General features: G+C 69.5%; 20 protein-coding genes. 8 read left to right on the forward strand and 12 right to left on the reverse strand.

Annotated elements, in window-relative coordinates:
* Positions 1-148 precede the first annotated feature (148 nt).
* Positions 149-1,291 carry an alginate lyase family protein gene (locus tag DTA15_RS17740; RefSeq protein WP_006485680.1) on the forward strand — a complete coding sequence of 381 codons (1,143 nt, stop codon included), beginning with the start codon at positions 149-151 and terminating at the stop codon, positions 1,289-1,291.
* A gap of 30 nt (positions 1,292-1,321) precedes the next feature.
* Positions 1,322-2,710, forward strand: a complete 1,389-nt coding sequence (locus DTA15_RS17745; RefSeq protein ID WP_006485681.1) for an L-serine ammonia-lyase — start codon at positions 1,322-1,324, stop codon at positions 2,708-2,710.
* 157 nt (positions 2,711-2,867) lie between these two features.
* On the opposite strand, the gene DTA15_RS17750 is transcribed toward DTA15_RS17745, so the two are convergent.
* Together DTA15_RS17750 and DTA15_RS17755 are read right to left on the reverse strand one after the other, a co-directional pair.
* Complete coding sequence (locus DTA15_RS17750; RefSeq protein ID WP_006485672.1) at positions 2,868-3,152, reverse strand: type II toxin-antitoxin system RelE/ParE family toxin; 285 nt, start codon at positions 3,150-3,152, stop codon at positions 2,868-2,870.
* Positions 3,149-3,610, reverse strand: coding sequence for a ParC-related protein (locus DTA15_RS17755; protein ID WP_006485674.1), 462 nt, complete (start codon positions 3,608-3,610; stop codon positions 3,149-3,151). Before DTA15_RS17755 ends, DTA15_RS17750 begins: the two co-directional genes overlap by 4 nt.
* 278 nt (positions 3,611-3,888) lie before the next feature.
* Between DTA15_RS17755 and DTA15_RS17760 the strand changes: the two genes are divergently transcribed.
* Entirely contained in the window at positions 3,889-5,592 is a 1,704-nt protein-coding gene (locus tag DTA15_RS17760; RefSeq protein WP_012492253.1) for a thiamine pyrophosphate-binding protein, read from the forward strand.
* Positions 5,589-6,686 (forward strand): glycosyltransferase family 9 protein, encoded by a 1,098-nt coding sequence (locus tag DTA15_RS17765; protein WP_006483320.1) that lies wholly within the window; start codon positions 5,589-5,591, stop codon positions 6,684-6,686. The genes DTA15_RS17760 and DTA15_RS17765 overlap by 4 nt, the downstream gene beginning before the upstream one ends.
* A 94-nt stretch (positions 6,687-6,780) precedes the next feature.
* On the opposite strand, the gene DTA15_RS17770 is transcribed toward DTA15_RS17765, so the two are convergent.
* The 3 genes from DTA15_RS17770 to exaC form a co-directional block, all read right to left on the reverse strand.
* Entirely contained in the window at positions 6,781-7,797 is a 1,017-nt protein-coding gene (locus tag DTA15_RS17770) for a helix-turn-helix domain-containing protein (protein WP_006493582.1), read from the reverse strand.
* A gap of 205 nt (positions 7,798-8,002) precedes the next feature.
* Positions 8,003-8,551 carry a hypothetical protein gene (locus DTA15_RS17775; RefSeq protein WP_006489872.1) on the reverse strand — a complete coding sequence of 183 codons (549 nt, stop codon included), beginning with the start codon at positions 8,549-8,551 and terminating at the stop codon, positions 8,003-8,005.
* A gap of 176 nt (positions 8,552-8,727) precedes the next feature.
* The gene (exaC, locus tag DTA15_RS17780) at positions 8,728-10,254 is read right to left on the reverse strand and encodes an acetaldehyde dehydrogenase ExaC (RefSeq protein WP_006489874.1); all 1,527 of its coding nucleotides are present in this window, start codon (positions 10,252-10,254) and stop codon (positions 8,728-8,730) included.
* Positions 10,255-10,575: 321 nt separating this feature from the next.
* On the opposite strand from exaC, the gene DTA15_RS17785 reads away from it, so the two are divergent.
* On the forward strand, positions 10,576-11,004 hold the full coding sequence (locus DTA15_RS17785; protein WP_034178592.1) for a pyridoxamine 5'-phosphate oxidase family protein: 429 nt from the start codon (positions 10,576-10,578) through the stop codon (positions 11,002-11,004).
* Between the two features lie 142 nt (positions 11,005-11,146).
* Here the strand turns inward: DTA15_RS17785 and DTA15_RS17790 are convergent, their stop codons facing one another.
* Complete coding sequence (locus DTA15_RS17790) at positions 11,147-12,769, reverse strand: MFS transporter (protein ID WP_020979463.1); 1,623 nt, start codon at positions 12,767-12,769, stop codon at positions 11,147-11,149.
* 155 nt (positions 12,770-12,924) lie between these two features.
* On the opposite strand from DTA15_RS17790, the gene DTA15_RS17795 reads away from it, so the two are divergent.
* A complete protein-coding gene (locus DTA15_RS17795; protein ID WP_012492249.1) occupies positions 12,925-13,809 on the forward strand; it encodes a LysR family transcriptional regulator in 885 nt (294 codons plus the stop codon).
* Here the strand turns inward: DTA15_RS17795 and eutC are convergent.
* From eutC to DTA15_RS17815, 4 genes are all read right to left on the reverse strand, one after another.
* Positions 13,802-14,599: an ethanolamine ammonia-lyase subunit EutC gene (gene eutC / locus DTA15_RS17800; RefSeq protein ID WP_006489519.1), complete on the reverse strand. Its 798-nt coding sequence runs from the start codon at positions 14,597-14,599 to the stop codon at positions 13,802-13,804. The two genes, DTA15_RS17795 and eutC, sit on opposite strands and share 8 nt — an antisense overlap.
* Positions 14,596-15,993, reverse strand: coding sequence for an ethanolamine ammonia-lyase subunit EutB (locus DTA15_RS17805; protein WP_006489528.1), 1,398 nt, complete (start codon positions 15,991-15,993; stop codon positions 14,596-14,598). Before DTA15_RS17805 ends, eutC begins: the two co-directional genes overlap by 4 nt.
* A 139-nt stretch (positions 15,994-16,132) precedes the next feature.
* Entirely contained in the window at positions 16,133-17,545 is a 1,413-nt protein-coding gene (gene eat, locus DTA15_RS17810; RefSeq protein ID WP_006489522.1) for an ethanolamine permease, read from the reverse strand.
* 189 nt (positions 17,546-17,734) lie between these two features.
* The gene (locus tag DTA15_RS17815; RefSeq protein ID WP_012492248.1) at positions 17,735-19,198 is read right to left on the reverse strand and encodes a mechanosensitive ion channel; all 1,464 of its coding nucleotides are present in this window, start codon (positions 19,196-19,198) and stop codon (positions 17,735-17,737) included.
* A gap of 275 nt (positions 19,199-19,473) precedes the next feature.
* On the opposite strand from DTA15_RS17815, the gene DTA15_RS17820 reads away from it, so the two are divergent.
* A complete protein-coding gene (locus DTA15_RS17820) occupies positions 19,474-20,355 on the forward strand; it encodes an AraC family transcriptional regulator (RefSeq protein WP_012492247.1) in 882 nt (293 codons plus the stop codon).
* A gap of 158 nt (positions 20,356-20,513) precedes the next feature.
* Here the strand turns inward: DTA15_RS17820 and DTA15_RS17825 are convergent, their stop codons facing one another.
* Entirely contained in the window at positions 20,514-20,891 is a 378-nt protein-coding gene (locus DTA15_RS17825; protein ID WP_006489530.1) for a zinc ribbon domain-containing protein, read from the reverse strand.
* Positions 20,892-20,901: 10 nt separating this feature from the next.
* Positions 20,902-23,442: a heavy metal translocating P-type ATPase gene (locus tag DTA15_RS17830; RefSeq protein WP_012492246.1), complete on the reverse strand. Its 2,541-nt coding sequence runs from the start codon at positions 23,440-23,442 to the stop codon at positions 20,902-20,904.
* Between the two features lie 81 nt (positions 23,443-23,523).
* Here DTA15_RS17830 and cadR point away from each other — a divergent pair, with 81 nt between their 5' ends.
* A complete protein-coding gene (gene cadR, locus DTA15_RS17835; protein WP_006490878.1) occupies positions 23,524-23,955 on the forward strand; it encodes a Cd(II)/Pb(II)-responsive transcriptional regulator in 432 nt (143 codons plus the stop codon).
* Positions 23,956-23,965: the final 10 nt, after the last annotated feature.

Below are 23,965 nucleotides of genomic sequence, written 5' to 3' on the forward strand. Positions count from 1 at the left end.
GCGCCAGGCCCGGAGCCGACCAATGGTGACCGCACCGCACGCAACCCGGGGTTGCGTGCGGTTTTTGCGTTCGCCGGGCCGACCGGTTCACGTTCATCCGCCAATCCGGCTAACATCACACGCGATCCAGCCAATGAAGGAGTTCCGCATGGTGCGTCCGATGTTTCCGGGCCATGGTGCAACCGAGCGGCGGCCGCGCATCCGCGCAGGCCGCTACGTGCCGATGCTCGTCGCGTCGCTGTCGTTGGCCGCCGCCGGCCTCGGCGTCGCCGGCAGTGCGCGCGCGGCGATGAATTTCTGCGCGGCGCCGGCGCTGCAGACGAGCGAGACGACGCAGGCCGAGCCGGGCGTGCAGGCGCTGATCCGCAGCGTCGACGCGCGCATCGGCGAGCAGCCGAAAGCGATGGCGCGCGTGCACACCGAGGGCACGCTGCCGCACGAAGGCATCTACGACCAGAGCGCGGCCGCGCTGCGGGACATGGATCTGATGCGCGACGCGGCGCTCGCGTGGCGCGTGACGAACGCGCCGCGCTACCTGCAACTCGTCGACCGCTTCCTGTCCGCGTGGGTCTCGACCTACCAGCCGAGCTTCAACCCGATCGACGAGACGCGCTTCGAGAGCCTGATCGTCGCGTACGACATGACCGCGAGCGCGTTGCCGGTGAAAACGCGCAACGCGACGGCCGCGTTCATCGCGAAGCTCGGCGCCGGCTATGTCGCGCAGGTCGACGCGCAGAAGCGCCCGCTCACCGGCACCTGGCGCAACAACTGGCAGAGCCACCGGATCAAGCTGATCGCGCTGTCCGCGTTCACGCTCGGCGACCGCAAGATGATGAACGCCGCGCAGCGGCTGTTCGTCGAGCATCTCGCCGACAACATCGGCCCGGACGGCAAGACGTGGGATTTCGAGGAACGCGATGCGCTGCATTACGCGGTCTACGATCTGCAGCCGCTGGTAACGGCCGCGCTCGCCGCGCGCCGCTTCAACCGCAACTGGCTGCGCGAGCGCGGCGCGAATGGCGCGACGCTCGCGGCCGCGCTCGACTGGCTCGTGCCGTATGCGCTCGGCGAGAAGACGCACGAGGAATTCGTGAATTCACCGGTGCCGTTCGACGCGAAGCGCCGCGAGGCCGGCTTGCCGGGTTACACGGGGCAGTGGGACCCGAAAAACGCCACCGAACTCTTTCATCTGGCCGCGCGGCTCGACGGGCGCTATGCCCGCGTCGCGCAGCAGCTTTCCCCAACGCCGCCCGCATGGCTCGCCGCGTGCCTGCCATTGCAGGCGCGCTAGCATCATTCTTATCGCAAGGCAGGTATCGAAATGGCAGTCAGCGTGTTTGACCTCTTCAAGATCGGCATCGGTCCGTCCAGTTCGCACACGGTCGGACCGATGCGCGCGGCGCTGATGTTCGTCCAGGGCCTCGAGCGCGACGGGCTGCTCGACGCGACGGCCCACGTGAAGGTCGAGCTGTACGGCTCGCTCGGCGCCACCGGCAAGGGCCACGGCACCGACCGCGGCGTGATGCTCGGCCTGCTCGGCGACGCGCCCGACACCGTCGATCCCGACACGATCGACGCGCGACTCGAAGACGTCCGCAAGACGAAGCAACTCGCGCTGCTCGGCACGCATCCGGTGCCGTTCGTGCTGAAGGACAACATCGCGTTCTACCGCCAGGCGCTGCCCGAACATCCGAACGGGATGAAGCTGCGCGCGAGCGACGCGAACGGCGCGGTGCTGGTCGAGCGCACTTATCTGTCGGTCGGCGGCGGCTTCGTCGTGACGGCCGGCGCACCGAACACCAAGGTGCTGAGCGCGGCCGAGCAGATGACGCACCCGTTCCGCACCGGCGCGGAGCTGCTCGCGCTGACCGCGTCGACCGGCAAGTCGATCGCGCAACTGATGTGGGAAAACGAGCGCGCGTGGCACACCGAGGAAGAAACGCGCGACGGGCTGCTGAAGATCTGGGCCGTGATGCAGTCGTGCGTGTCGCGCGGCTGCGGGATCGGCAACCCGGACGCCGACGGCAACCTGCCCGGCCCGTTCCAGGTCAAGCGCCGCGCGCCGCAGCTGTACCGCACGCTGACGGGCAGCCCTGAGCGCGCGCTGCAGGACCCGCTGTCGATGATCGACTGGATCAACCTGTACGCGATCGCGGTCAACGAGGAAAACGCGGCCGGCGGCCGCGTCGTCACCGCGCCGACCAACGGCGCGGCCGGCATCATCCCGGCGGTGCTGCACTACTACACGCGCTTCACGCCCGGCGCGAACGAACAGGGCGTGATCGATTTCCTGCTGACGGCCGCCGCGATCGGCATCCTGTACAAGCTCAACGCGTCGATCTCCGGCGCGGAAGTCGGTTGCCAGGGCGAAGTGGGCGTCGCGTGCTCGATGGCCGCCGGCGCACTCGCGGCCGTGCTCGGCGGCACGCCGCAGCAGGTCGAGAACGCGGCCGAGATCGGGATGGAGCACAACCTCGGCCTGACCTGCGACCCGGTGGGCGGGATGGTGCAGATCCCGTGCATCGAACGCAACGCGATGGCGTCGGTGAAAGCCGTCAACGCGGCGCGCATGGCGCTGCGCGGTGACGGCTCGCACTACGTGTCGCTCGACTCCGTGATCAAGACGATGCGCGAGACGGGCGCCGACATGAAGACCAAGTACAAGGAAACGTCGCGCGGCGGGCTGGCGGTGAATATCGTCGAGTGCTGATGCTGGATCAGGCGGTCATGCGGGACGAATGAACGCTTGCATGACCGCCGGGTCCCGGCGTGCACACATCAATCGTTCAACCAGTTCTCGAGCCGCAATCCCGGGTACTCGCGAAATCCCGCTCGTTGTTGGTCACCAGAACGGCGAATATCGCGCATTACGGCCATTGCCGTCGCGCATGCAGTACGCGGAGAATCTCCACGATGCCATCGGCCGGCCGGATTCGGTACACGAGCACATAGTTCGGCGCGATCACCAGCTCGCGTGTGCCGGCCACCCGCCCTTGCCGATACAACTCGGCGTGGGCCGGTAGCGCCACCGCCCTTTCTTCCAGCCGTTCGTCGAGTTCGACCGCAGCCAGCGGGTCGTCCTCGGCGATGTAGTCCATGATCGCGGCGCGATCCTCCAGCGCCTTCGGGTTCCAGTGCAGCGCCAGGGTCAAGAAACATCCCCACGCCTGCCCGCGAGCCGATCACGCAGTGCCGCACGGCGCGACGCGAAGTCGGCGCTGACTTCGGCGTCCGGAATCGACGCACGCGGGTCGTCCAGCGCCTGCTGCACCTGCTCCCGAAACCAGCGATCGTGGGCCGCCGCCTCGTGTGCCGCCTTCAACGCCACCGCCCGATCGGGCCGCGTCGCCCGGCCGGCCGCATCCGGATCGAAGGCCGACGCATCCACATCGAACCGGCTGATACCGATGTCACGCAGAAAGCCGACCAGCGTTTCAAATCGGCGAAACACCCGCACGTCGCCGCGCTTGGCCGACAGGAAACGCTCGTGCGCGCCGCAGCGGGCCGAGAGCGCCCAGCCGTTGCCGCAACCGACCACGCGGGCCGCACGCACCGCGCCGGCTTCGACCAGCTCCGTCAGCGTCTTTTGATCGATCGTTTCGGTCGTCATGGCGATTCTTGCCCCATTTTTTACTCACCCGTTGAAATTTTACTATTGAATGGCCTCCCGATTTATTGTTATTTGGTCGACCCGCTTTCACGCTGGAAGCAGCGTCCGGCTCAGTGTCCGTAGCCCTGACTTTCCGCCGTCGCGCCCACGCGCACAAGCTGGCCGATCAGCCAGCCGAAGCCGGGACCCGCACCGAACCACCCGACGTTCCGACACTTTTCAGCGCCCGGCCATCCGGCGTAAGCTGTACGTCCCGCTACCCAGGGAGACGGCAGCCCATGTCGCATTCCAAGGATCTCGAGCCGCGCACCACCACCGGTGCGCGACTGCTCGTCGATGCGTTGCTCGCCAATCACGTCGAACGCGTGTTCTGCGTGCCGGGCGAAAGTTTCCTCGCCGTGCTCGATGCGCTCGCGGACGACACCGCCCGCATCCAGACGGTCGTCTGTCGCCACGAGGCGGCCGCCGCGAACATGGCCGAAGCGGTCGGCAAGCTGACCGGCCGCCCGGGCATCGCGTTCGTCACGCGCGGGCCCGGCGCGACCCATGCGTCGATCGGCGTGCATACCGCGTTCCAGGATTCGACGCCGATGATCCTGTTCGTCGGCCAGTGCGCACGCGAACACCTCGACCGCGAAGCCTTCCAGGAAATCGACTACCGCCGGATGTTCGGCCAGATGGCGAAATGGGTCGCGCAGATCGACGACCCGCGCCGCATCCCCGAATACCTGAGCCATGCGTTCCACGTCGCGACGTCCGGCCGGCCCGGCCCGGTCGTGCTCGCGCTGCCGGAGGACGTGCTGTCCGACGCGTGCGCGCCGCAGCCCGTCGCACCGGCCGCGAAACGCATCGCGGCGGCGCCGTCGGCCGCGCAGCTCGACGAGCTGCGCGAGCGGCTCGCGCGCGCGGAACGACCGTTCGCGATCGTCGGCGGCAGCGGCTGGACGCCCGACGCCTGCGCGAACCTGCGCACCTTCGTCGAACGCTGGCAATTGCCGGTCGCGTGCGCGTTCCGCTTCCAGGACACGATCGACAACGCGCACCCGAACTACGCGGGCGACGTCGGGCTCGGCATCAACCCCGCGCTCGCGAAACGCATCCGCGACGCCGACCTGCTGCTCGTGATCGGGCCGCGCCTCGGCGAAGCGACGACCGGCGGCTACACGCTGCTCGACATCCCGAAAACGCGCCAGACGCTGATCCACGTGCATCAGGGCGCGGACGAACTCGGCCGCGTGTACGCCGCCGACCTGCCGATCGTGTCGGGCATGCCCGAGATCGCCGCGCCGCTGGCCGCGCTCGAACCGCCGGAGCGGCCCGCGTGGGCCGGCGCGGCCGCCGACGCGCACCGCGCATACCGCGAATGGCATGCGCCGCTGCCGATGCCCGGCGACGTGCAGCTCGGCGACGTGATGGTGCAGTTGCGCGAGCGCCTGCCGCACGACGCGATCCTGACCAACGGCGCGGGCAACTATGCGATCTGGCTGCATCGCCACTTCGCGTACCGGCACTACCGTTCGCAGCTCGCGCCGACGAGCGGCGCGATGGGCTACGGGCTGCCGGCCGCGCTCGCCGCGAAGTCGCTGTATCCGCAGCGCGCCGTCGTCGCGCTCGCGGGCGACGGCTGCTTCATGATGGCCGGCAACGAGCTCGCGACCGCGATGCAATACGGGCTGAACATCGTCGCGATCGTCGTCAACAACGGTCATTTCGGCACGATCCGCATGCATCAGGAGCGTAACTACCCGGGCCGCGTGCACGGCACGGGGCTCACGAATCCGGATTTCGCCGCGTATGCGCGTGCGTTCGGCGCGCATGGCGAGACGGTCGAGCGCACCGCCGATTTCGCGCCCGCGCTCGAACGCGCGTTGACCTGCGGGCTGCCCGCGGTGATCGAGATCCGCATCCCGCAGGACGCCAGCACACCCGCCGCGACGCTCGAGCAGATCCGCGAGCAGGGCCGCCGCGCGCGCGGCGCATGACGTCGGGCGACATGCACGCCACGCCGCCCGTCGCCGCGCTGTCGCACGACGACGCGCTGACCTGCCCCGGCACGCTGCTCGCGCCCGACGGCACGCTCGTCGCACCGTACGACCTCGAGCAGGGCGACGCGCGCGCCGAAGGCCATGTAGCGGCCGCGCCCGCGCTCGGCCTGCGGCACGCCGCGTCCCGACCGTTCCGGCTCGACTACGGCGCGGCGCGGCACGTGCACGTGATCAACGGAATGGGCGTCACGCTCGGCGATTCGGTGATCGGGATGACGGCCCTCGCCGCGTTGCGGGATGCCCATCCGGGCCTGCGCTTCACGCTGTACCGGCCGGCGCGCGCGCCGCGCTATGTCGATGCGCTGTACGCGCTCGCGGCCGACGTCGTCGCGCCGTCGCGCGCGCTGCCGTACCCCGCCGAAGCGCTGGCCACGGAGACGCACTGCATCGACGTCGGCAATCACCTGTACTGGCCCGCGTTCGCGCGGCTGCCGATGATCGACTTTTTCCTCGACGCGCTCGGCGTCGATCCGGCCGCCGTGCCGGCCGCCGCGAAGCGCAACCGCTGGCTCGCGCGGCTGCCGCTGCCCGCGCTGCCGGCCGAATGGCAGCGGCCGTACGTGCTGTTCTGCCCGAGTGCGAGCACCGCGGTGCGCAGCGTGCCGCCCGCGCTGCGCGTCGCGTTCGTGGATCGGCTCGCGCAGCGTTACGGATTGCCGGTAGTCGGCTTCGGTCCGCTCGCGCATCCGGCTTACGTGGATGTGAGCAGCGACGCGGCCGACACCGCGCGCTTCATCGCCTGGATCAAGGGAGCGAGCCTGCTGTTCGCGCCGGACACGGCGGCCCTGCATCTCGCCGACGGTTTCGACGTGCCGACGCTCGCATGCTTCACGACGATCGGCCCGGCGCTGCGCGTGCGCGACTATCCGCATTGCGTGCCCGTCACGCTCGACGTGCCGGCCGCATTGCACGGGCTGCATCGGAGCGAGCGGCCGGACGATCTGGCGGCGGTCGAAGCCGCTTACCGCGCAATCGACTGGGACGCGCTCGCGTGGCCCGCACCGCGCGACGTGACTGCACAGGCCATCTGAGCGAAGCCTGCGCAGCGGCGGGCGGAACGATCAAGCCAGTAGCGGCACGCCCACCGCGTCAGCACCACTGCAGCCCGCCTTCCCGCCAAGCCCCTCACGCGCGATCGCGCAGCGTCTCCGACGGCCGCTTGCCGAACAGGCGCCGGTAATCGGTCGCGAACTGGCTGAGATGCCAGAAACCCCACGCCTCCGCGACGTCCTGCACCGACCCCGCCGCGCGCCCGCACAGGTCGCGCCGCGCGCCGTTCAGCCGCAGCGTGCGCAGGTAGGTCGCGGGCGCCATGCCGAGCACGTCCTGGAAACAGTACTGCAGCGTGCGCCGGCTCACGTGCAACTGCTCGCACAGCTCGGGCACGCCGACCGGGCGCGTGCGGTGCGCGAGCACGTAGTCGCGCGCCTGGTCGACGAGCCAGCGGCGCGTCGACGGCGCGCCGCCGCTGCCGTCGTCGGCCGGCTGCGCGCAGGCATCGAACAGTGCGGCCAGCACTTCGGCCTGCAGGTCGTCGCGCTGCGCATCGGGCAGCGGGCCGGCCATCGCCACCGCCCCGTCGAGCCGGCGGCCGAGCAGCGCGCACAGCCGCGCGAGCCGCGCATCGCCGACCTGCATCACGCGCTGCGTGAACAGCCGCTCGTCGAGCGCGCGGCGCTCGACGTCCTCGGCATAGCGGCGCAGCACGTCGCCGCGCACGACGACGCCGTAGATCGAGAACTGCGCGGGCGTCACCAGTTCGAATTCGACGTTGCCGGGCCGGAATGCGAGCGCGCCGGGGCCGATGCGGCACGCATCGACGCGCGCCGAGCCGTCGCACACGAGCGGAATGCCGAACCAGTACGCATCGCCGCGCACTTCGCACGCCTGGCGCAGCAGATGGCTGGTCGATTCGCGAAACAGCTTCATCGTGTCGAGCGGCAGCTCGGTCAGCGTGCCGACGAAGCGGCCGGCCGCGAGCTGGTCGTAGGTCTGCCGCCAGCCGATCAGGTTGCGCGCCTGCTCGTCCGCATCGTGCGCGACGCTGACGACGGCCTGCCCGGCGAACGCATCGTCGCCCTGCGCGCTGCGCCGCGTGTCTTCGGCGGTCGGTTCTTCCGTACTCACCACGTGTTGATCCATCGTGTTCTCCCTCACCTGCGCGGAACCCTGCGTGCCACGCAAGTCCCGTGCCGAACCGCACGGCCCGGCGAGCAACCCGCCATTCCACGCTGTCCGGCCGCCGCGCGCCATGCGGGCGCACCCGAAGGCGGCATGCCGCGCACGCCGCCGGTGCGATCCGCGCGGCGAGCGCGCATGCGCGCCGCCGCCCGCGCCCGGATGCCGGCTACCGGGCCGGCTTCAGCCGCACGACCCGCGTGCCGCAATTGCCGTATGCGTGCGCGATCGCCAGCTCGACGATCGCGCTGCCCGCCGCCCACGGCGCCGCGTCCGCTTCCGGCAGATCGGCGCGCAGCGTGGCGCGACCGTTGATCCGGTAGCGCAGGCCGCGCACGAAATCGACGAACAGCAATCCGACGCCCCTGCCGTCGCAGGCGGCCGCGTCGATCCGGCCGCCGTCGCCGCCATGCGCGGCGGGCAACGCGAACCGCAGCGTCTTCGTGTCGATCACGCGTACCACCGGCAGCAGATCGCCGTTCGCGTCGCGTCGGCTCTGCACGATGTCGCAGGTCATCGAGGCACCCGCGCCGGATGCCATGCCGACGAACATGAACGGCTGCGATTCGACGAACTGCCGCACGCCGAGGCTCAGCCGCGTCGTCACGGCGTCGCTCATCCGCTCGGCTTCGTCGGCGACGCCGAAGCGGTGTTGCGCGTCGAGTTCGCCCGGATGAAATACCGGGTGACGGGGAAAGGATCGGGGCGGTTCTGCCATGCTGGGGGTCGTCGTATGCATCGGCGCGCCGTACCGCCGCGCATGCGCGGCGGTCGGCAGCGTGGCCGGCGCCGGCCGCCAACAACGCAGCCCGCGCCGACTGTCGAACAGGGAAATCGAACCGGGCGACGTACGGGGCCCAACCGGCCCCCGACACGTCGCGCCGGCTTCGGCGATCAGAAGAACCCGAGCGCCTCGGCCTGGTAGCTGACCAGCAGGCACTTCGTCTGCTGATAGTTCGACAGCGCCATCTTGTGCGTCTCGCGGCCGATCCCCGACTGCTTGTAGCCGCCGAACGCCGCATGCGCGGGGTACAGGTGGTAGCAGTTGGTCCACACGCGGCCGGCCTCGACCTCGCGGCCCATCCGGTACGCACGCGTGCCGTTGCGCGTCCACACGCCGGCGCCGAGCCCGTAGAACGTGTCGTTCGCGAGTTCGATCGCTTCCTGCTCGTCCTTGAACGTCATCACCGACGCGACCGGCCCGAAGATCTCCTCCTGGAACACGCGCATCTTGTTGTTGCCGAGCAGCATCGTCGGCTTCACGTAGTAGCCCGTGCCGAGGTCGGCGGCCGGCGCCGCGCGCTCGCCGCCCGTCAGGCATTGCGCGCCTTCGCCGCGGCCGATGTCGATGTATGACAGGATCTTGTCGAGCTGCTGCTGCGACGCCTGCGCGCCGATCATCGTCTGCAGGTCGAGCGGGTGGCCGGACTTGATGCGCTCGACGCGCGCGACGGCCTTCTCGATGAAGCGTTCGTAGATCGATTCCTGGATCAGGATCCGCGACGGGCACGTGCACACCTCGCCCTGGTTCAGCGCGAACATCGCGAGCCCTTCGAGCGCCTTGTCGAGGAACGCGTCGTCCTGGTCGAGCACGTCGGCGAAGAAGATGTTCGGGCTCTTGCCGCCCAGCTCGACCGTCGACGGGATCAGGCTGTCGGCCGCCGCGCGCAGGATGTGCTTGCCGACCGGCGTCGAGCCCGTGAACGCGATCTTCGCGATCCGCTTGCTGGTCGCGAGCGCTTCGCCCGCTTCCTTGCCGAAGCCGTTCACGATGTTGATCGTGCCGGCCGGGAACAGGTCGCCGATCAGCTCCATCAGCACGAGCACCGACGCGGGCGTCTGCTCGGCCGGCTTCATCACCACGCAGCAGCCGGCCGCGAGCGCCGGCGCGAGCTTCCACGCGGCCATCAGCAGCGGGAAGTTCCACGGGATGATCTGGCCGACCACGCCGAGCGGCTCGTGGAAATGGTACGCGACGGTGTTGTCGTCGATTTCGGAGATGCCGCCTTCCTGCGCGCGGATGCAGCCCGCGAAATAGCGGAAGTGGTCGATCGCGAGCGGCAGGTCGGCCGCCATCGTCTCGCGCAGCGGCTTGCCGTTGTCGATCGTCTCGGCCACGGCCAGCAGCTTCAGGTTCTTTTCCATCCGGTCGGCGGCGGCGAGCAGCAAGTTCGCGCGCTCGGCGACGGACGTCTTGCCCCACTTGCGGCGCGCGGCATGCGCGGCGTCGAGCGCCAGCTCGATGTCGTCGGCGCCGGAGCGCGGGATGCGGCAGAACGGCTGGCCGTTGATCGGCGACACGTTCTCGAAATACTCGCCCTTCACGGGCGCCACCCACTTGCCGCCGATGTAGTTGTCGTATTGCTGACGGTACGGGTATTCGACGTCGAGGCCCAGTTGCTTCAGGTCAAACGGGTTCATACATGTCTCCTGTTCATCGTGCTTGTGTGAGTACAGCGCCGGTTGGAATGCGCTGGTCCCGTTTACGCAACATGCGTGCCAAACGGACCGGGGGCATGTCGATCGCGGCCGGCCCGTGTTCGCACCGTGCAGTGTTCACGCACGCAACACGGCGGGTGTACCGATTCTGAACACCGCGATTGCGCAGCGACGGGATCGCTGTTCGGAATTTCCACAGTGCGCGCAGGGGCGCTGCCCGTGGAGGCGCGCCGCCGCGTGTGGCATGTCGCTTGCGTGCGGATCACCGATCCCCACGCCACGGCGCACGCGCCGACCGACACCATGAACGATCGCGGCCCCCTGACCGACGACGCCATCGCATTCATCCGCGAGCAGGCTTTCTTGATCGTCGCGACCGCCGACGCGGCCGGTAACGGCGACTGTTCGTACCGCGGCCGCCAGCCGCGCGCCGACGGCTCGTTCACGCCGCTCGTCGATATCCCGGATCGCCGCACGCTGGTGCTGCCCGATTTCGCGGGCAACAACCTGCTCAACACGATCGGCAACCTGCTCGTGAATCCGGCCATCGCGCTGCTGTTCGTCGATTTCGTGCGCCAGACGACCTGGCTCGTGCAGGGCCGCGCGACGCTCGACGAGGATGCGCAAGCGCGCGCGCACCTGTGGCCGGACGCGTTGCGCTATCTGGTAATCGATGTGGAACGTGCGCAGGCGCGCGCGGATGCGGCGCTGCCGCCGCTCGTGCTGGCGTGATGCGCGACGGGTGACGCGCTGGCCAGCCGACCATGCGGGCACGGCGGCTGCATCAACCGAAATGCCGATGTGCCGAAATGCCGAAATGCCGATGTGCCGATGTGCCGATGTACCGACGCGTCGACGCGTCGCGATGCAACACTCACCGCCCGTGCGTCTCCGCGCAGGCCGGCTCGATCCGGCTGCGCGCCGACGCATCGGCGGGCGCGCGGCCGTCCGCATCGTCCCCCGTTTCATCGGCGGCCGGCCGCCGGCCGAGAAACCCGAACACCACCACCGCGCACAGCACGGTGACGACGGCCAGCCCCATCAGCAGCCGGTCGAACGCGTGCGTGTAGCTCGCGATCAACGCCGCCCGACCGACGCCCGGCAACGCGGCCGCCGCGCCCGCGAGATCGCCGGTCGCGAGCCGCGCGGCGGCCCGCAGCGTCGCATCCGGCGCATCGGCCGCACCGGCCGCCCCTGCCGCGTGCGCGAGCCCCGCTTGCGCGAGCGCGGCCAGTACCGCGCCGACAATCGCCAGCGCGATCCCCTCGCCGGCCACGCGCGTCGTGCTGAAAATGCCCGTCGCCATCCCCGCGCGCTCCTTCGGCACGACGCTCACCGACAGCCCGTCCATCAGCCCCCACGGCATGCCGGCGCCGACACCGATCGCGAGCATCGGCGCGATCGCCGCCGGCCCCGCGCCGCCGCGCAACGCGATTCCGAGCCACACGAGCCCGGCTGCCGCGACCAGCAGCCCGAGCCCTGAAATCACGCCGGCCGACAGCCAGCGCGTGAGCGTCGCCGCGACGAGCGGCACGACCAGCATCGGCGCGGAAATCGCGAGCATCAGCCAGCCGGCGTCGATCTCGCTGAAACCGTCGATGCCGATGAAGCGCAGCGGCAGCACGACGAGCAGCACGATGTAGCAGCAGCAGGTCGACACCGGCAGCACCTGCACGCCGACGAAGCGCGCGATGCGAAACAGCGACAGGTCGAGCATCGGCCGCGCGACGCGCGTCTCGATCGTCACGAACGTGCACGCGCCGAGCGCCGCGCCGGCCAGCAGCGCGATCACGAGCGGGCTCGACCAGCCGCGCGCGGGCGCCTCGATCACGCCGAACGTGAACAGCGTCAGCGCGGTCGTGAACGCCGCCGTGCCGGGCCAGTCGAGCCCGGTCGCGTGCGGATCGCGCGACTCGTGCATGCGCGGCAGCCCGAACGCGAGCGACAGCAAGCCGGCCACCGCGCTCGTCACGAAGATCGCGCGCCAGCCGTAATGCCCGATCAAACCGCCGGCGAGCACCGGCCCGAACGCGAGTCCGATCCCGAACGTCGTGCCGAGCAGGCTGAACGCACGCGTGCGCGCCGCGCCGTCGAATTCCTGCGCGAGCGCGGCCGTGCCGCCGGCCAGCGCCGCGGCGGCGGCGAGCCCCTGCGCGGCGCGCAGCAAGTCGACCGCGAGCATCGACGGCGCGAACGCGAGCGCGACCGACATCAGCGTGAAGCCGCCGACGCCGATCGCGAACAGGCGCTTGCGGCCGAACTGGTCAGCCAGCGCGCCCGACGCCATCAGGAAGCTGCCGAACGCGAGCATGAACGCGTTGGTGATCCAGTTCATCGCGACCGGGCTGCCGTGCAGGTCGCGGCCGATCGCCGGTGTCGCGACCGCGCCGCCCGAAAACGACAGCGGCAGCGCGACGGCGGCCATGCAGACGGCGGCCAGCACCCACGCGCGCCGACGCGCCGCCAGGGCCGAAACGGCTGAAACAGGGTGATCCATCATCGCTCCTCGAAAAGCCGGCGCGGATGCGCCATCAGAGCGACAGACGATAAATCCGATTCAATCCGCGAAAAACCCCGCGAAGCTCCACATATAACGGACTAAAATTCCGTAATTCACCTGACAGCGTGCGTCGCTGCACGTCGTTCGATTCGATGGAAAATCTCACCGGCATCGTCGCGTTCGTCCGCGCCGCCGAAGCGCTGAGCTTCGTCGCGGCCGGCCGCGCGCTCGGCATCTCGGCGTCGGCGGTCGGCAAGACGATCGCGAAACTGGAGCAGTCGCTCGGCGTGCGGCTGTTCAATCGCACGACGCGGCGCGTGACGCTCACCGAAGAGGGGCGGCATTTCTACGAGCGTTGCCAGCGCATCCTCGAGGATTTTCGCGACGCGGAGGCGACCGTGACGGCGTCCGCGCAGCGCCCGCGCGGCAAGCTGCGCGTGAGCCTGCCGGTGATCGGCTACCGCTTCCTGCTGCCGGTGCTGCCCGAATTCCGGCAGCGCTACCCGGACGTCGAACTCGATCTCGATTTCAACGACCGGATGGTCGACGTGGTCGAAGGCGGCTTCGACGCGGTGATCCGCAGCGGCCCGCTGTCCGATTCGAGCCTGATGTCGCGGCGGCTCGGTCCGTTCGCGTTCGTGCTGTGCGCGACGCCCGCGTATCTCGCGCAAGCCGGCACGCCGCGCACGCCGCGCGAGCTCGAAGCGCACGACTGCGTGCGCTACTGCTTTCCGACCACCGGCAAGCTGCAGGACTGGGCGCTCGCGGCCGACGACGGCACACCGCTGAAGCTGCGCACCGCGATGACCTGCAACAACATGGAGGCGCTGCGTGGCGCCGTACTCGCGGGGCTCGGCATCGGCTACATGCCCGACTTCCTCGCGCGCGACGCACTCGAACACGGTGCGCTCGTCACCGTGCTCGACGACTACCGGATCGCGCCGGGGCAGTTCTCGATCGTGTGGCCGTCGAGCCGGCAGTTGTCGCCGAAGCTGCGCGTGTTCGTCGATTTCCTGTGCGAGCGGCTGTTCAGGTAGTCACGCCGATCCGCTCCGCTTCCGCCGCCGGCAACAGCGCGTCGCTGTCGTCCTTCAGCCCGACGCCCGTCAGCCCGAGCCTGCGCGCATGCGTCATCAGGTAATGCAGCTTGTGCGCGGCGGCCGCGTGCGGCAGTCCTTCGGGCCGCACGTTCGAGATGCAGTTGCGCAGCGCGTCGTGACAGCCGACCTTCGGCGCCCACGTCAGATACACGCCGAGGCTGTCCGGCGAACTGAGCCCGGGCCGCTCGCCGATCAGCATCGCGACGACCTTCGCGCGCAACAGCTCGCCGATCTCGTCGCCGAGCGCGACGCGCGCCTGCGTCGCGACCACCACCGGGCCGATCCGCCAGCCATCCGCATCGAGCCGCGGCCGCACGGCCTGCAACAGCGGCAGCGCCTGCTTCGCGGCCGCGAACGCCGACAGCCCGTCGCCGACCACGAACGCGACGTCGGGCGCCTCGTCGAGCGCCGCCCCGTAACCCGCCAGCAGCCCGCGGCTGTCGTCCGACAGCTTGCGGCCGAGATCGGGCCGGCGCAGGTAATGGTCGCGGTCGGGCGCGGCGCTCTGCACGCGCAGCGTCGGCAGCATGCCGGCCGCCTCGATCTCGCGCCGCAGCGCATCCGCGTCGAGCGGCTGGTGCACCGCGTCGCGCGCCTGCGCATGCGACAGGTTGAAGGCCAGCAGCGGCGCGGTCGGCAGGCTGTTGCCCGCGCGGCCGAGCGCGATCCGCGCGTTCGTGAACGACTTCAGCTGCGCCCAGGGGTTCTTTTCGACGGCGTCGCTCATGCGGACACCCCCATCCAGTCGTTCGCCCCCGCGAGCAGCGGCACGCGCGCCGTCGCGGCGCGCAGCGCGCCGTGCGCGTCGGCGATCTCCATCGTCTCCAGCCATTCCTCGAACTCGGGCGCGCGGCGCAGCCCGAGCACCTCGCGCACGTAGAGCTGGTCATGGAACGACGTGCTCTGGTAGTTCAGCATCACGTCGTCGGCGCCCGGAATTCCCATGATGAAGTTGATGCCGGCCGCCCCCAGCAGCGTCAGCAGCGTGTCCATGTCGTCCTGGTCGGCTTCCGCATGGTTCGTGTAGCAGATGTCGCAGCCCATCGGCACGCCGAGCAGCTTGCCGCAGAAGTGATCCTCGAGGCCCGCGCGGATGATCTGCTTGCCGTCGTACAGGTATTCGGGCCCGATGAAGCCGACCACGGTGTTCACGAGGAACGGCTCGAACTTGCGCGCGACCGCATACGCGCGCACTTCGCAGGTCTGCTGGTCGACGCCGAAATGCGCGTTCGCCGACAGCGCGCTGCCCTGGCCCGTCTCGAAGTACATCAGGTTGTTGCCGACCGTGCCGCGCTTCAGCGCCAGTGCGGCCTCGCGCGCCTCGCCGAGCAGCGCGAGCGAGATCCCGAAGCTGGCATTGGCCTTCTCGGTGCCCGCGATCGACTGGAACACGAGATCGACCGGCGCGCCCTTCTCGATCGCCGCGATCGTGTTGGTCACGTGCGTGAGCACGCACGACTGGGTCGGCACGCCGTAGCGTTCGCGAAAGCCGTCGATCATCGCGAGCAATTTCACGATCGCCGCGAGGCTGTCGGTGGCCGGGTTGATGCCGATCATCGCGTCGCCGCAGCCGTACATCAGCCCGTCGAGCATCGATGCGGCGATGCCCTTCACGTCATCGGTCGGGTGATTCGGCTGCAGCCGCACCGACATCCGGCCGGCCAGCCCGACCGTGTTGCGAAAGCGCGTGACGACGCGGCGCTTCCTCGCGGCCGCGATCAGGTCCTGGTTGCGCATCAGCTTCGACACGGCCGCGACCATCTCGGGCGTGAGGCCGGGCGCGATTCGCTCGAGCGCCGCGCCGTCGGCCGCGGGCGACAGCAACCAGTTGCGGAAATCGCCGACGGTGAGGTGCGAGATGTCGGCGAACGCCTGCGCGTCGTGATCGTCGATGATGAGGCGCGTGACCTCGTCGTCTTCATACGGGATCACCGCTTCGTTCAGGAACGCCTTCAGCGGCACGCCCGCGAGCGCGATCTTCGCGGCGACGCGCTCCTCCTCGCTCGCCGCCGCGACGCCGGCGAGCTGGTCGCCGGAACGCAGCGGGCTCGCCTTCGCGAGCAGCGTCTTCAGGTCCGCGAAGCGGTACGTGCGCGGACCGATCGTCTCCGTATAGGACATCGTGCGAGTCTCCTTGTCCATCTCGGGGCCGGTTCACGCCCCCGATCAAAAGCCGACGGCGCACCCGTTCGACGGGGCGCGCCGGATGCCGTCAGGAACGGCCTTTCACTTTCACCTTCGCCTGCACCGTCGGCATCGCTCACTCCTCGAGCAGCGCGTCGCCGGGCGCGCTCGCGCGCTGCGCGCGGGTCGCGAGGAAGTACGCGTAACCGACCGCGAGGAAGCCGACGAACACCAGCGCGACCAGCCCGTTGAAATACACCATCGTACCGAGGCAGACCAGCGCCGCGAGGATCGCGAATGCCGGGAAGATCGGATACAGCGGCGCGCGGAACGGTCGCTCCAGGTTCGGCTGCGAGCGGCGCAGCTTGAACAGCGCCGCCATGCTCACGATATACATCACGATCGCGCCGAACACCGACATCGTCACGATATTCGCGGTGAGCGTCTGCCCGCCGAACTGGATCAGCTCGTCGCTGTAGATCGCGGCGATCCCGACCACGCCGCCCGCGAGGATCGCGCGGTACGGCGTCTTGAAGCGCGGATGCACCTTCGCGAGCCATTCGGGCAGGTAGCCTTCGCGGGCCAGCGCGAAGATCTGGCGCGAATAGCCGAGGATGATCCCGTGGAACGACGCGACGAGCCCGAACAGCCCGAGCCACACGAGCATGTGCATCCAGCCGCTGTTCGCGCCGACGATGTACTTCATCGCCTGCGGCAGCGGATCGTTGATGTTCGCGAGCTTGGTCCAGTCGCCCGCGCCGCCGGCGAACACCATCACGCCGATCGCGAGCGCCACGAGGGTCAGGATCCCGGCCACGTACGCGATCGGAATCGAGCGCTTCGGGTTCTTCGCTTCCTCGGCGGCCATCGCGACGCCTTCGATCGCGAGAAAGAACCAGATCGCGAACGGAATCGCCGCGAACATCCCGTGGAACGCGCCCAGGCTGAAGTGATCGGCGCCCGACCAGCCGCCCTTCGTGAAATTGCTCCACGCGAAACCCGGCGACACGACGCCCATGAACACCAGCAGCTCGAAGATCGCGAGCAGCGTGACGACGAGCTCGAAGGTCGCCGCGATCTGCACGCCGACGATGTTCAGCGCCATGAACACGAGATACGCGCCCATCGCCGCGTGTTTCGGTTCGAGCCCCGGAAACTGCACGTGCAGGTACGCGCCGATCGCGAGCGCGATCGCGGGCGGCGCGAACACGAACTCGACGAGCGTCGCGGCGCCGGCCAGATAGCCGCCGGTCGGGCCGAACGCGCGGCGCGCATACGCGAACGGGCCGCCCGCATGCGGAATCGACGTCGTCAGCTCGGTGAAACTGAAGATGAAGGTGGTGTACATCGCCGCGACGAACAGCGCGGTGATTACGAAACCCAGCGTGCCGGCGCTCGCCCAGCCGTAGCTCCAGCCGAAGTATTCGCCGGAAATCACGAGGCCGACCGCGATGCCCCACAGTTGACAGGTCCCGAGCGTCTGCTGCAGCGCGGGCTGGCCGGACAGCTTGGCGCCGGCGGCGGGCCGGCCATTCGACTCTGCTTTCATCGGACTCTCTCCTCAAAGGCGCCGGGCCTGCGGACCAGCGCGACTGAGAATCGATGCTAGAGAGTCATTAAACGACGTGTTATCGAAATTCGGCAAAGATCGCGGCTGACGTTTCGCTTGCGGAAACGCCGGCCGCGTCCGTTGCGACGTCGATCCGGGCCCGCGCGACGCAGGCCCGATCGTCCGTGCTTACTGGCCGCCGCCGCGCTGGTTGAACCAGCGGTCGAGCAGCTTGCCGGCCGCCTCGCGACCGCCGAGGCCGAACGACAGCGCAACGGCCACCGCGATCGCGCCGAGCACGAGACCGAACGCGAGCTGGACGATTTCGTTGGCGATGCCCATCGCGCGCAGCCCCATCGCGAACACGAGGCCGAGGATCGCGAATTGCACGATGCGTGCGAACAGCACGCTGTGCTCGCGGTCGGCCTGCTCGATCACGCGGCGGGCGAGGCCCGCGAGCCACACGCCGATCACGAGGATCACGCCGCCCATCAGCACGTGGCCGCCGAATTCGATGAACAGCGTGACGACGTCGCGCACCTGCGAGAAACCGAGCCGGTTCGCGGCCTCGACCGACGCGAACAGCATCGCGAAAAACACGATCAGCCGCGCGACCAGCACTGACGGCTGCAGGATCCCGGAGAACACGCGCTCGACACCGAGCACGGCCGGCAGCCCGTCGACGCCGGCGGCTTCCAGCAGCTTCTGCGCGAGCGACGCGACGAAGCGGGCGAAGTAGAACGTGACCAGCACGATCACGATCGCCGCGACGATGTCCGGCACCGCGCCGAGGAACTGGTTCAGCATGTTGGTCGCGGGGATCGAGATCGCGTCGATCTTCAGCGCGTCGAGCGCGGAGATCAGCGTCGGCACGAACACGAACACGTAGACGATCGTGCCGACCAGGCTCGACACGCGCACCGGCGTCGGGCTGTCGATTCCCTGCGTGAGGCGGTCGGCGCCGGCCGCGACCAGCAGATTGGTCACGAGGCCGCGCAGCACGCGCGCGACGACCCAGCCGACGAAGCCGATCACCGCGGCCGCGAAAATGTTCGGCACGATCGCGAGCAGCTTGTCGACCATCCCCTGCACCGGCGACAGCAGCCCCGACAGCGCGAACGACGCGAGGATCGCCGGCAGGAACATCAGGATCACGAGCCAGAACAGCACGTCGCCGAGATAGCCGCTCATCGGCTGCATGCCGGCGCTTTCGGACAGCGTGGCGTCGACCTTGCTCGCCTTCAGCGCGCGGTTCGCGAGGCTGCGCAGCAGCGATGCGATCAGCCACGCGATCAGCGTCAGCGCCGCGCCGCCGATCAGGTTCGGCAGGTAGGTGACGATGTGCGTGACGAGCAGCGAGAACGGATTGGAGACCGCGTACAGGTTGAGCACGTTGAAGATGCCCACCGCGGTGACGAGCAGCACGAGCCAGAACAGGCCGCCGGCGATGATGCGTTCGACGCACGCGCCCTGGCCGGTGCTGTCGGTGATCCGCTGATCGACCTTCAGCGCGTTGAGCAGGCGCAACGCGCCGGCCCGCACCGCCACGGCGATCAGCCAGCCGATCACCAGGATGCCGATCGCGCCGGCGATCTTGGGCAGGTATCCGCCTAGCGTGGTCTGCAGCGACGTGATGAAGCTGGAAGCATCCATTTCTTCTTCTCCCGAAAACGTGGCGTTGCGATTGAACATCGACGAACTACCTGCGTACTTCGAAAACGTGCGTTGCCGCCGGAGCAACTTACCTGAGAAAAATGACGCGTTCACCCGATTTCACCGTCTTTAACTTTAGTCATAGATCCCGGAGGGGCAAGACCCCATTTCGTCGAAATTAAAAAGGGATCGATGATTCGGGGTCCCGCATTTCCGCAAGATTTATCCATTCGGGCCGTGCTACCGTGGCGTCGGTGCTTGCCCCGGACACGTCGATGCCCCCCACCGAAACCAACCCCGAGCCGCCCGCGTGGGCCCGCTACGCGGCGAGCGTGGCGCGCGTTCACGCGTACATCAGCACGCATCTCGACGGCCCGCTCGACCTGAACCGGCTCGCCGAAGTCGCGTGCCTGTCGCCGTATCACTGGCAGCGCGTCTATCGCGCGCTGTACGGCGAGTCGATCGTGCTGACGGTGCGGCGGATGCGGATCGTGCGGGCGTCCGAGGATCTGGTCTGCACCACGCGGCCGCTCGACGAGATCGCGCGGCGGGCCGGCTACGGGTCGACTCACGCGTTCGCGCGGGCGTTTCGCGACGCGTACGGCGTGCTGCCCGCGCAGCACCGGCGCACCGGCAGCCACCGGCCGATTTATCCACTACAGCGAGGAGAGGAAGACATGTTCAAGCACGAGGTCGAGATCCGGCGTCTGCCGGCACTGCGCGGCTACGCGGTGGCGCACACCGGTGCGTATATGAAGGTGGGCGACGCGTTCGGGCGCATCGGCGCGTGGGCCGGGCAGCACGGGCTGATCGGCCCGGGCGCGAAGATGATCGGGATCTTCTACGACGATCCGGACACGACGCCCGAAGCGCAGTTGCGCGCGAAGGCCTGCCTGATGCCGGCCGACGGCGCGCCGGACGTGGCGCCCGTGCCGCCGGTCGAGCGCGCGACGATCGCGGGCGGCGAATACGCGGTGCTGCTGCATACGGGGCCGTATGCGGACCTGAAGACGGCCTACCAGTGGCTCTACGGCGACTGGCTGCGTCATTCGGGCCGCGAAGCCGCCGACGCGCCGCCGTTCGAGCTGTACCTCAATACGCCGATGGACACGGCGCCGGCCGATCTGCGCACCGAAATTCACCTGCCGTTGCGCTGAGCGACGGGTGTGCCGCGCAGCCGTGTATCTTGACGAACCGCGACGATATTGCGGGTGCGACGATGCCCGGGACGGCACCGGGCATGCCGGTGCGCCGGCCTTGAACGAAGCGCGCCGGCCCGTGCGTATGCGTAGCCGGCGCGAATTCGCGGAGATCCTTAAGCCGCCGGCGTCCCGCAGCCGGGGCAGAACCGCGCGTCGGCCGCCAGCGCCGCATGGCAGCGGCTGCAAGCCTTGCCGCGTTGCGCCGTGCCGCATTGCGCGCAGAAGCGTGCATCGGCTGCGTTGAGTGCGCCGCAACCGGCGCAGGCGAGCTGGCTCAGCGCCAGATTCCCGCCCCGACCACCGTTCGCCGCATCGGCCGGCGCCTGCCAGCCCCAGCCGTGGCGATCGCGGCCGCGCGCATCGTGGCCACCATGGCCGCCCTGGCGCGACCCGCCGTGATGCCCGCCACCGTGACCGCCGTCACCGCCGTGGCCGTGCCCGCTGCCATGACCGCCGCCGTGGCCGCCGAGAATCCGTTTCAGAAAGCTCATCGTCCGCTCCTCAACGCTGGGCCCGGGCGCCGCCGAACGCCCCGGAGGACGACAGCAGCCGCAAGCCGTTGGCCACGACGATCAGGCTCGCGCCCGCATCGGCGAAGACCGCCATCCACATCGTGCCGAGCCCCGCGACCGTGAGACCGAGGAACACGACCTTCACGCCGAGCGCGAAGCCGATGTTCTGCACCAGCACGCGGTGCGTCGCGCGCGACAGCCGCACGAACGCGGGAATCTTGCGCAGGTCGTCGTCCATCAGCGCGACGTCGGCCGTCTCGATCGCCGTGTCGGTGCCCATCGCGCCCATCGCGAAGCCGATGTCGGCGCGCGCGAGCGCCGGCGCATCGTTGATCCCGTCGCCGACCATCCCGACCGCACCCGCGCCGCCCGCCGACAGTTCCTCGACCGCCGCGAGCTTGTCTTCCGGCAACTGGTTGCCGCGCGCGTCGTCGATGCCGGCCTGCTGCGCGATCGCCTGCGCGGTATGCGGGTTGTCGCCCGTCAGCATCGCGGTGCGGATGCCGAGCGCATGCAGATCGGCGATCGCGTCGCGGCTCGTGTCCTTGATCGTGTCGGCCACCGCGAAGAGGCCGAGCACGCGCGTTTCGTCGACCAGCACGACGACGCTCTTGCCCTGCCGCTCCAGCGCGTCGAGCTTCGCCTCGAGCGCCGTCGAGCAGCGTTCGAGTTCCTCGACGAGCCGATGGTTGCCGAGCCAGTAGCGCGTGCCGTCGATCGTGCCGCGCACGCCGCGCCCGACGATCGCTTCGAAGTCCTGCACGTCGGCGAATGCCGTCGTGCCGGCGTCGCGCGCCGCGGCGGCGATCGCCTGCGACACCGGGTGGTCGGAGCGCGCCGCGAGGCTCGCGCCGAGGTGCCGCACGCGCGCCGCATCGGCGTCGTCCGCATGCACGTCGAAGTCGGTCTGCACCGGCTTGCCGTGCGTGATCGTGCCGGTCTTGTCGAGCGCGAGCCACGCGAGCTTGCGCCCTTCTTCCAGATAGACGCCGCCCTTCACGAGAATCCCGCGCCGCGCGGCGGCCGCGAGCCCCGACACGATCGTCACCGGCGTCGAGATCACCAGCGCGCACGGGCACGCGATCACGAGCAGCACCAGCGCGCGGTAGATCCAGTCGTGCCACGCGCCGCCCATCACGAGCGGCGGCACCACCGCGACCAGCAGCGCGACCGCGAACACGATCGGCGTGTAGACGCGGGCAAACTGGTCGACGAAGCGCTGCGTCGGCGCCTTCGCGCCCTGCGCTTCCTCGACCGCGTGGATGATCCGCGCGAGCGTCGAGTTCGCCGCGACGGCCGTGACGCGGTAGTCGAACGAACCCGATTCGTTGATCGTGCCCGCGTACACGGCGTCGCCGCTCGCCTTTTCGACGGGCAGGCTCTCGCCGGTGATCGGCGCCTGGTTGACCGTCGAGCGGCCCGCGACGACTTCGCCGTCCAGCCCGATCCGTTCGCCCGGCTTCACGCGCACGACCGCGCCGAGCGCGACCTGCGCGGCCTCGATCGTGCGCCACGCGCCGTCGGCCTGCTGCACGGTCGCGGTGTCCGGCGCGAGCTGCATCAGCCCCTGGATCGCGTTGCGCGCGCGGTCGAGCGACTTCGCCTCGATCAGTTCCGCGATCGTGAACAGCACCATCACCATCGCGGCTTCCGGCCACTGGCCGATCGCCATCGCGCCCGTCACCGCGATGCTCATCAGCGCGTTGATGTTCAGGTTGCCGTTGCGGATCGCGATCCAGCCCTTCTTGTACGTGGTGAGCCCGCATGCGAGCACCGCGGCGAGCGCGAGCGCCGCCGACAGCCACACCGGCAGCCCGGCCCAGGTCGCGCCTTCGGACGCGATCGCGGCGACGCCGGCGAGCGCGAGCGGCCACCACGGCTTCGCGGGCGCGTCGGCGACGCGCGCCGCCGGGGCGCCGGCCGTCGCGGCCTCCGGCGTCATCCCGAGCGTGCGGATCGCGCTTTCGATCGCCGGCTGCGCGCCGGGCGCGTGCTCGACGGTCAGCATCCGCTGCATCAGGTTGAATTCGAGCGCCGACACTTCGCTCATCCCGCCGAGCTTCTTGCGAATCAGCGTTTCCTCGGTCGGGCAGTCCATCTGCATGATCCGGAACGCGGAGCGCACGTGGCCCGACGCGGTCGCCCGCGCGACCGGCAGCGGCGCGAGCGTCAGCGCGGCGGGCGCGCAGCAGTCGCCGGCCGCGTGGTCGTGGTCGTGGTCGTGGTCGTGGTCGTGGTCGTGGTCGTGGTCGTGGCCGGCATGGTCATGCGCGGCATGGTCGTGCGAACACGTCGCGCCGTGCACATGCTGGTCGTCGCCCGCATGGCCGTGATCGTGGTCATGACCGGCCTTGCCATGCGCGGCGTGATCGTGCCCATGATCGTGGTCATGGCCGTGCGCGCGCTCGCCGGCCGCCGGCGCCGCGTCGGCAACGGTCGCCGTCTGCGTGTCGCGCGCCTCGGCGCAGCACGCATCGGCGCCGCCGGTATGACGGTGTCGTGGGTCGTGGGGACGCTTGGCGTCGGTCATGACAACCTCCTTTGTGGCTTGACGGTGTAGAGTTAACACCCTGAAGCCACTACAAGGTCAACCCTTACACGGGAGAAAGGCATGAAGATTGGCGAACTGGCCAAAGCGGCCCGCTGCACGCCCGAGACGATCCGTTTCTACGAGAAAGAGGGTCTAATGCCGGACGCGGAGCGCACCGATTCGAACTACCGCAACTACACCGACGTGCACGTCGAACGGCTGCGCTTCATCCGCAACTGCCGCGCGCTCGACATGGCGCACGACGAGATCCGCGCACTGCTGCGGCTCACCGACACGCCGGCCGACCGCTGCGATTCGATCAATTCGCTGCTCGACGATCACATCGGACACGTCGATGCGCGCCTCGCGGAACTCACGCAGTTGCGCGACCAGCTCACCGAACTGCGGCGCCAGTGCGTCGGCGAGCATTCGGTCGAGGATTGCGGGATCGTGCATGGCCTCGCGACGATGGAAACCGTCGCGCCGGCCGCGAAGCGCTCGCACCTCGGCTGAAACCCTTGTC

The organism is Burkholderia cenocepacia, from assembly GCF_900446215.1.
Lineage (GTDB): Bacteria > Pseudomonadota > Gammaproteobacteria > Burkholderiales > Burkholderiaceae > Burkholderia > Burkholderia cenocepacia.

Bases quoted from the DNA above. Each gene is read 5' to 3' on its own strand.
- DTA15_RS17830 (WP_012492246.1), bottom strand. From the start codon at position 23,442: ATGACCGACGCCAAGCGTCCCCACGACCCACGACACCGTCATACCGGC.
- DTA15_RS17790 (WP_020979463.1), bottom strand. From the start codon at position 12,769: ATGGATCACCCTGTTTCAGCCGTTTCGGCCCTGGCGGCGCGTCGGCGC.
- DTA15_RS17805 (WP_006489528.1), bottom strand. From the start codon at position 15,993: ATGTCCTATACGGAGACGATCGGTCCGCGCACGTACCGCTTCGCGGAC.
- DTA15_RS17775 (WP_006489872.1), bottom strand. From the start codon at position 8,551: ATGGCAGAACCGCCCCGATCCTTTCCCCGTCACCCGGTATTTCATCCG.
- DTA15_RS17785 (WP_034178592.1), top strand. From the start codon at position 10,576: ATGAACGATCGCGGCCCCCTGACCGACGACGCCATCGCATTCATCCGC.
- eutC (WP_006489519.1), bottom strand. From the start codon at position 14,599: ATGAGCGACGCCGTCGAAAAGAACCCCTGGGCGCAGCTGAAGTCGTTC.
- DTA15_RS17745 (WP_006485681.1), top strand. From the start codon at position 1,322: ATGGCAGTCAGCGTGTTTGACCTCTTCAAGATCGGCATCGGTCCGTCC.
- DTA15_RS17765 (WP_006483320.1), top strand. From the start codon at position 5,589: ATGACGTCGGGCGACATGCACGCCACGCCGCCCGTCGCCGCGCTGTCG.
- DTA15_RS17795 (WP_012492249.1), top strand. From the start codon at position 12,925: ATGGAAAATCTCACCGGCATCGTCGCGTTCGTCCGCGCCGCCGAAGCG.
- exaC (WP_006489874.1), bottom strand. From the start codon at position 10,254: ATGAACCCGTTTGACCTGAAGCAACTGGGCCTCGACGTCGAATACCCG.
- DTA15_RS17825 (WP_006489530.1), bottom strand. From the start codon at position 20,891: ATGAGCTTTCTGAAACGGATTCTCGGCGGCCACGGCGGCGGTCATGGC.
- DTA15_RS17770 (WP_006493582.1), bottom strand. From the start codon at position 7,797: ATGGATCAACACGTGGTGAGTACGGAAGAACCGACCGCCGAAGACACG.
- cadR (WP_006490878.1), top strand. From the start codon at position 23,524: ATGAAGATTGGCGAACTGGCCAAAGCGGCCCGCTGCACGCCCGAGACG.
- DTA15_RS17760 (WP_012492253.1), top strand. From the start codon at position 3,889: ATGTCGCATTCCAAGGATCTCGAGCCGCGCACCACCACCGGTGCGCGA.
- DTA15_RS17740 (WP_006485680.1), top strand. From the start codon at position 149: ATGGTGCGTCCGATGTTTCCGGGCCATGGTGCAACCGAGCGGCGGCCG.
- DTA15_RS17755 (WP_006485674.1), bottom strand. From the start codon at position 3,610: ATGACGACCGAAACGATCGATCAAAAGACGCTGACGGAGCTGGTCGAA.
- DTA15_RS17815 (WP_012492248.1), bottom strand. From the start codon at position 19,198: ATGGATGCTTCCAGCTTCATCACGTCGCTGCAGACCACGCTAGGCGGA.
- DTA15_RS17820 (WP_012492247.1), top strand. From the start codon at position 19,474: ATGCCCCCCACCGAAACCAACCCCGAGCCGCCCGCGTGGGCCCGCTAC.
- eat (WP_006489522.1), bottom strand. From the start codon at position 17,545: ATGAAAGCAGAGTCGAATGGCCGGCCCGCCGCCGGCGCCAAGCTGTCC.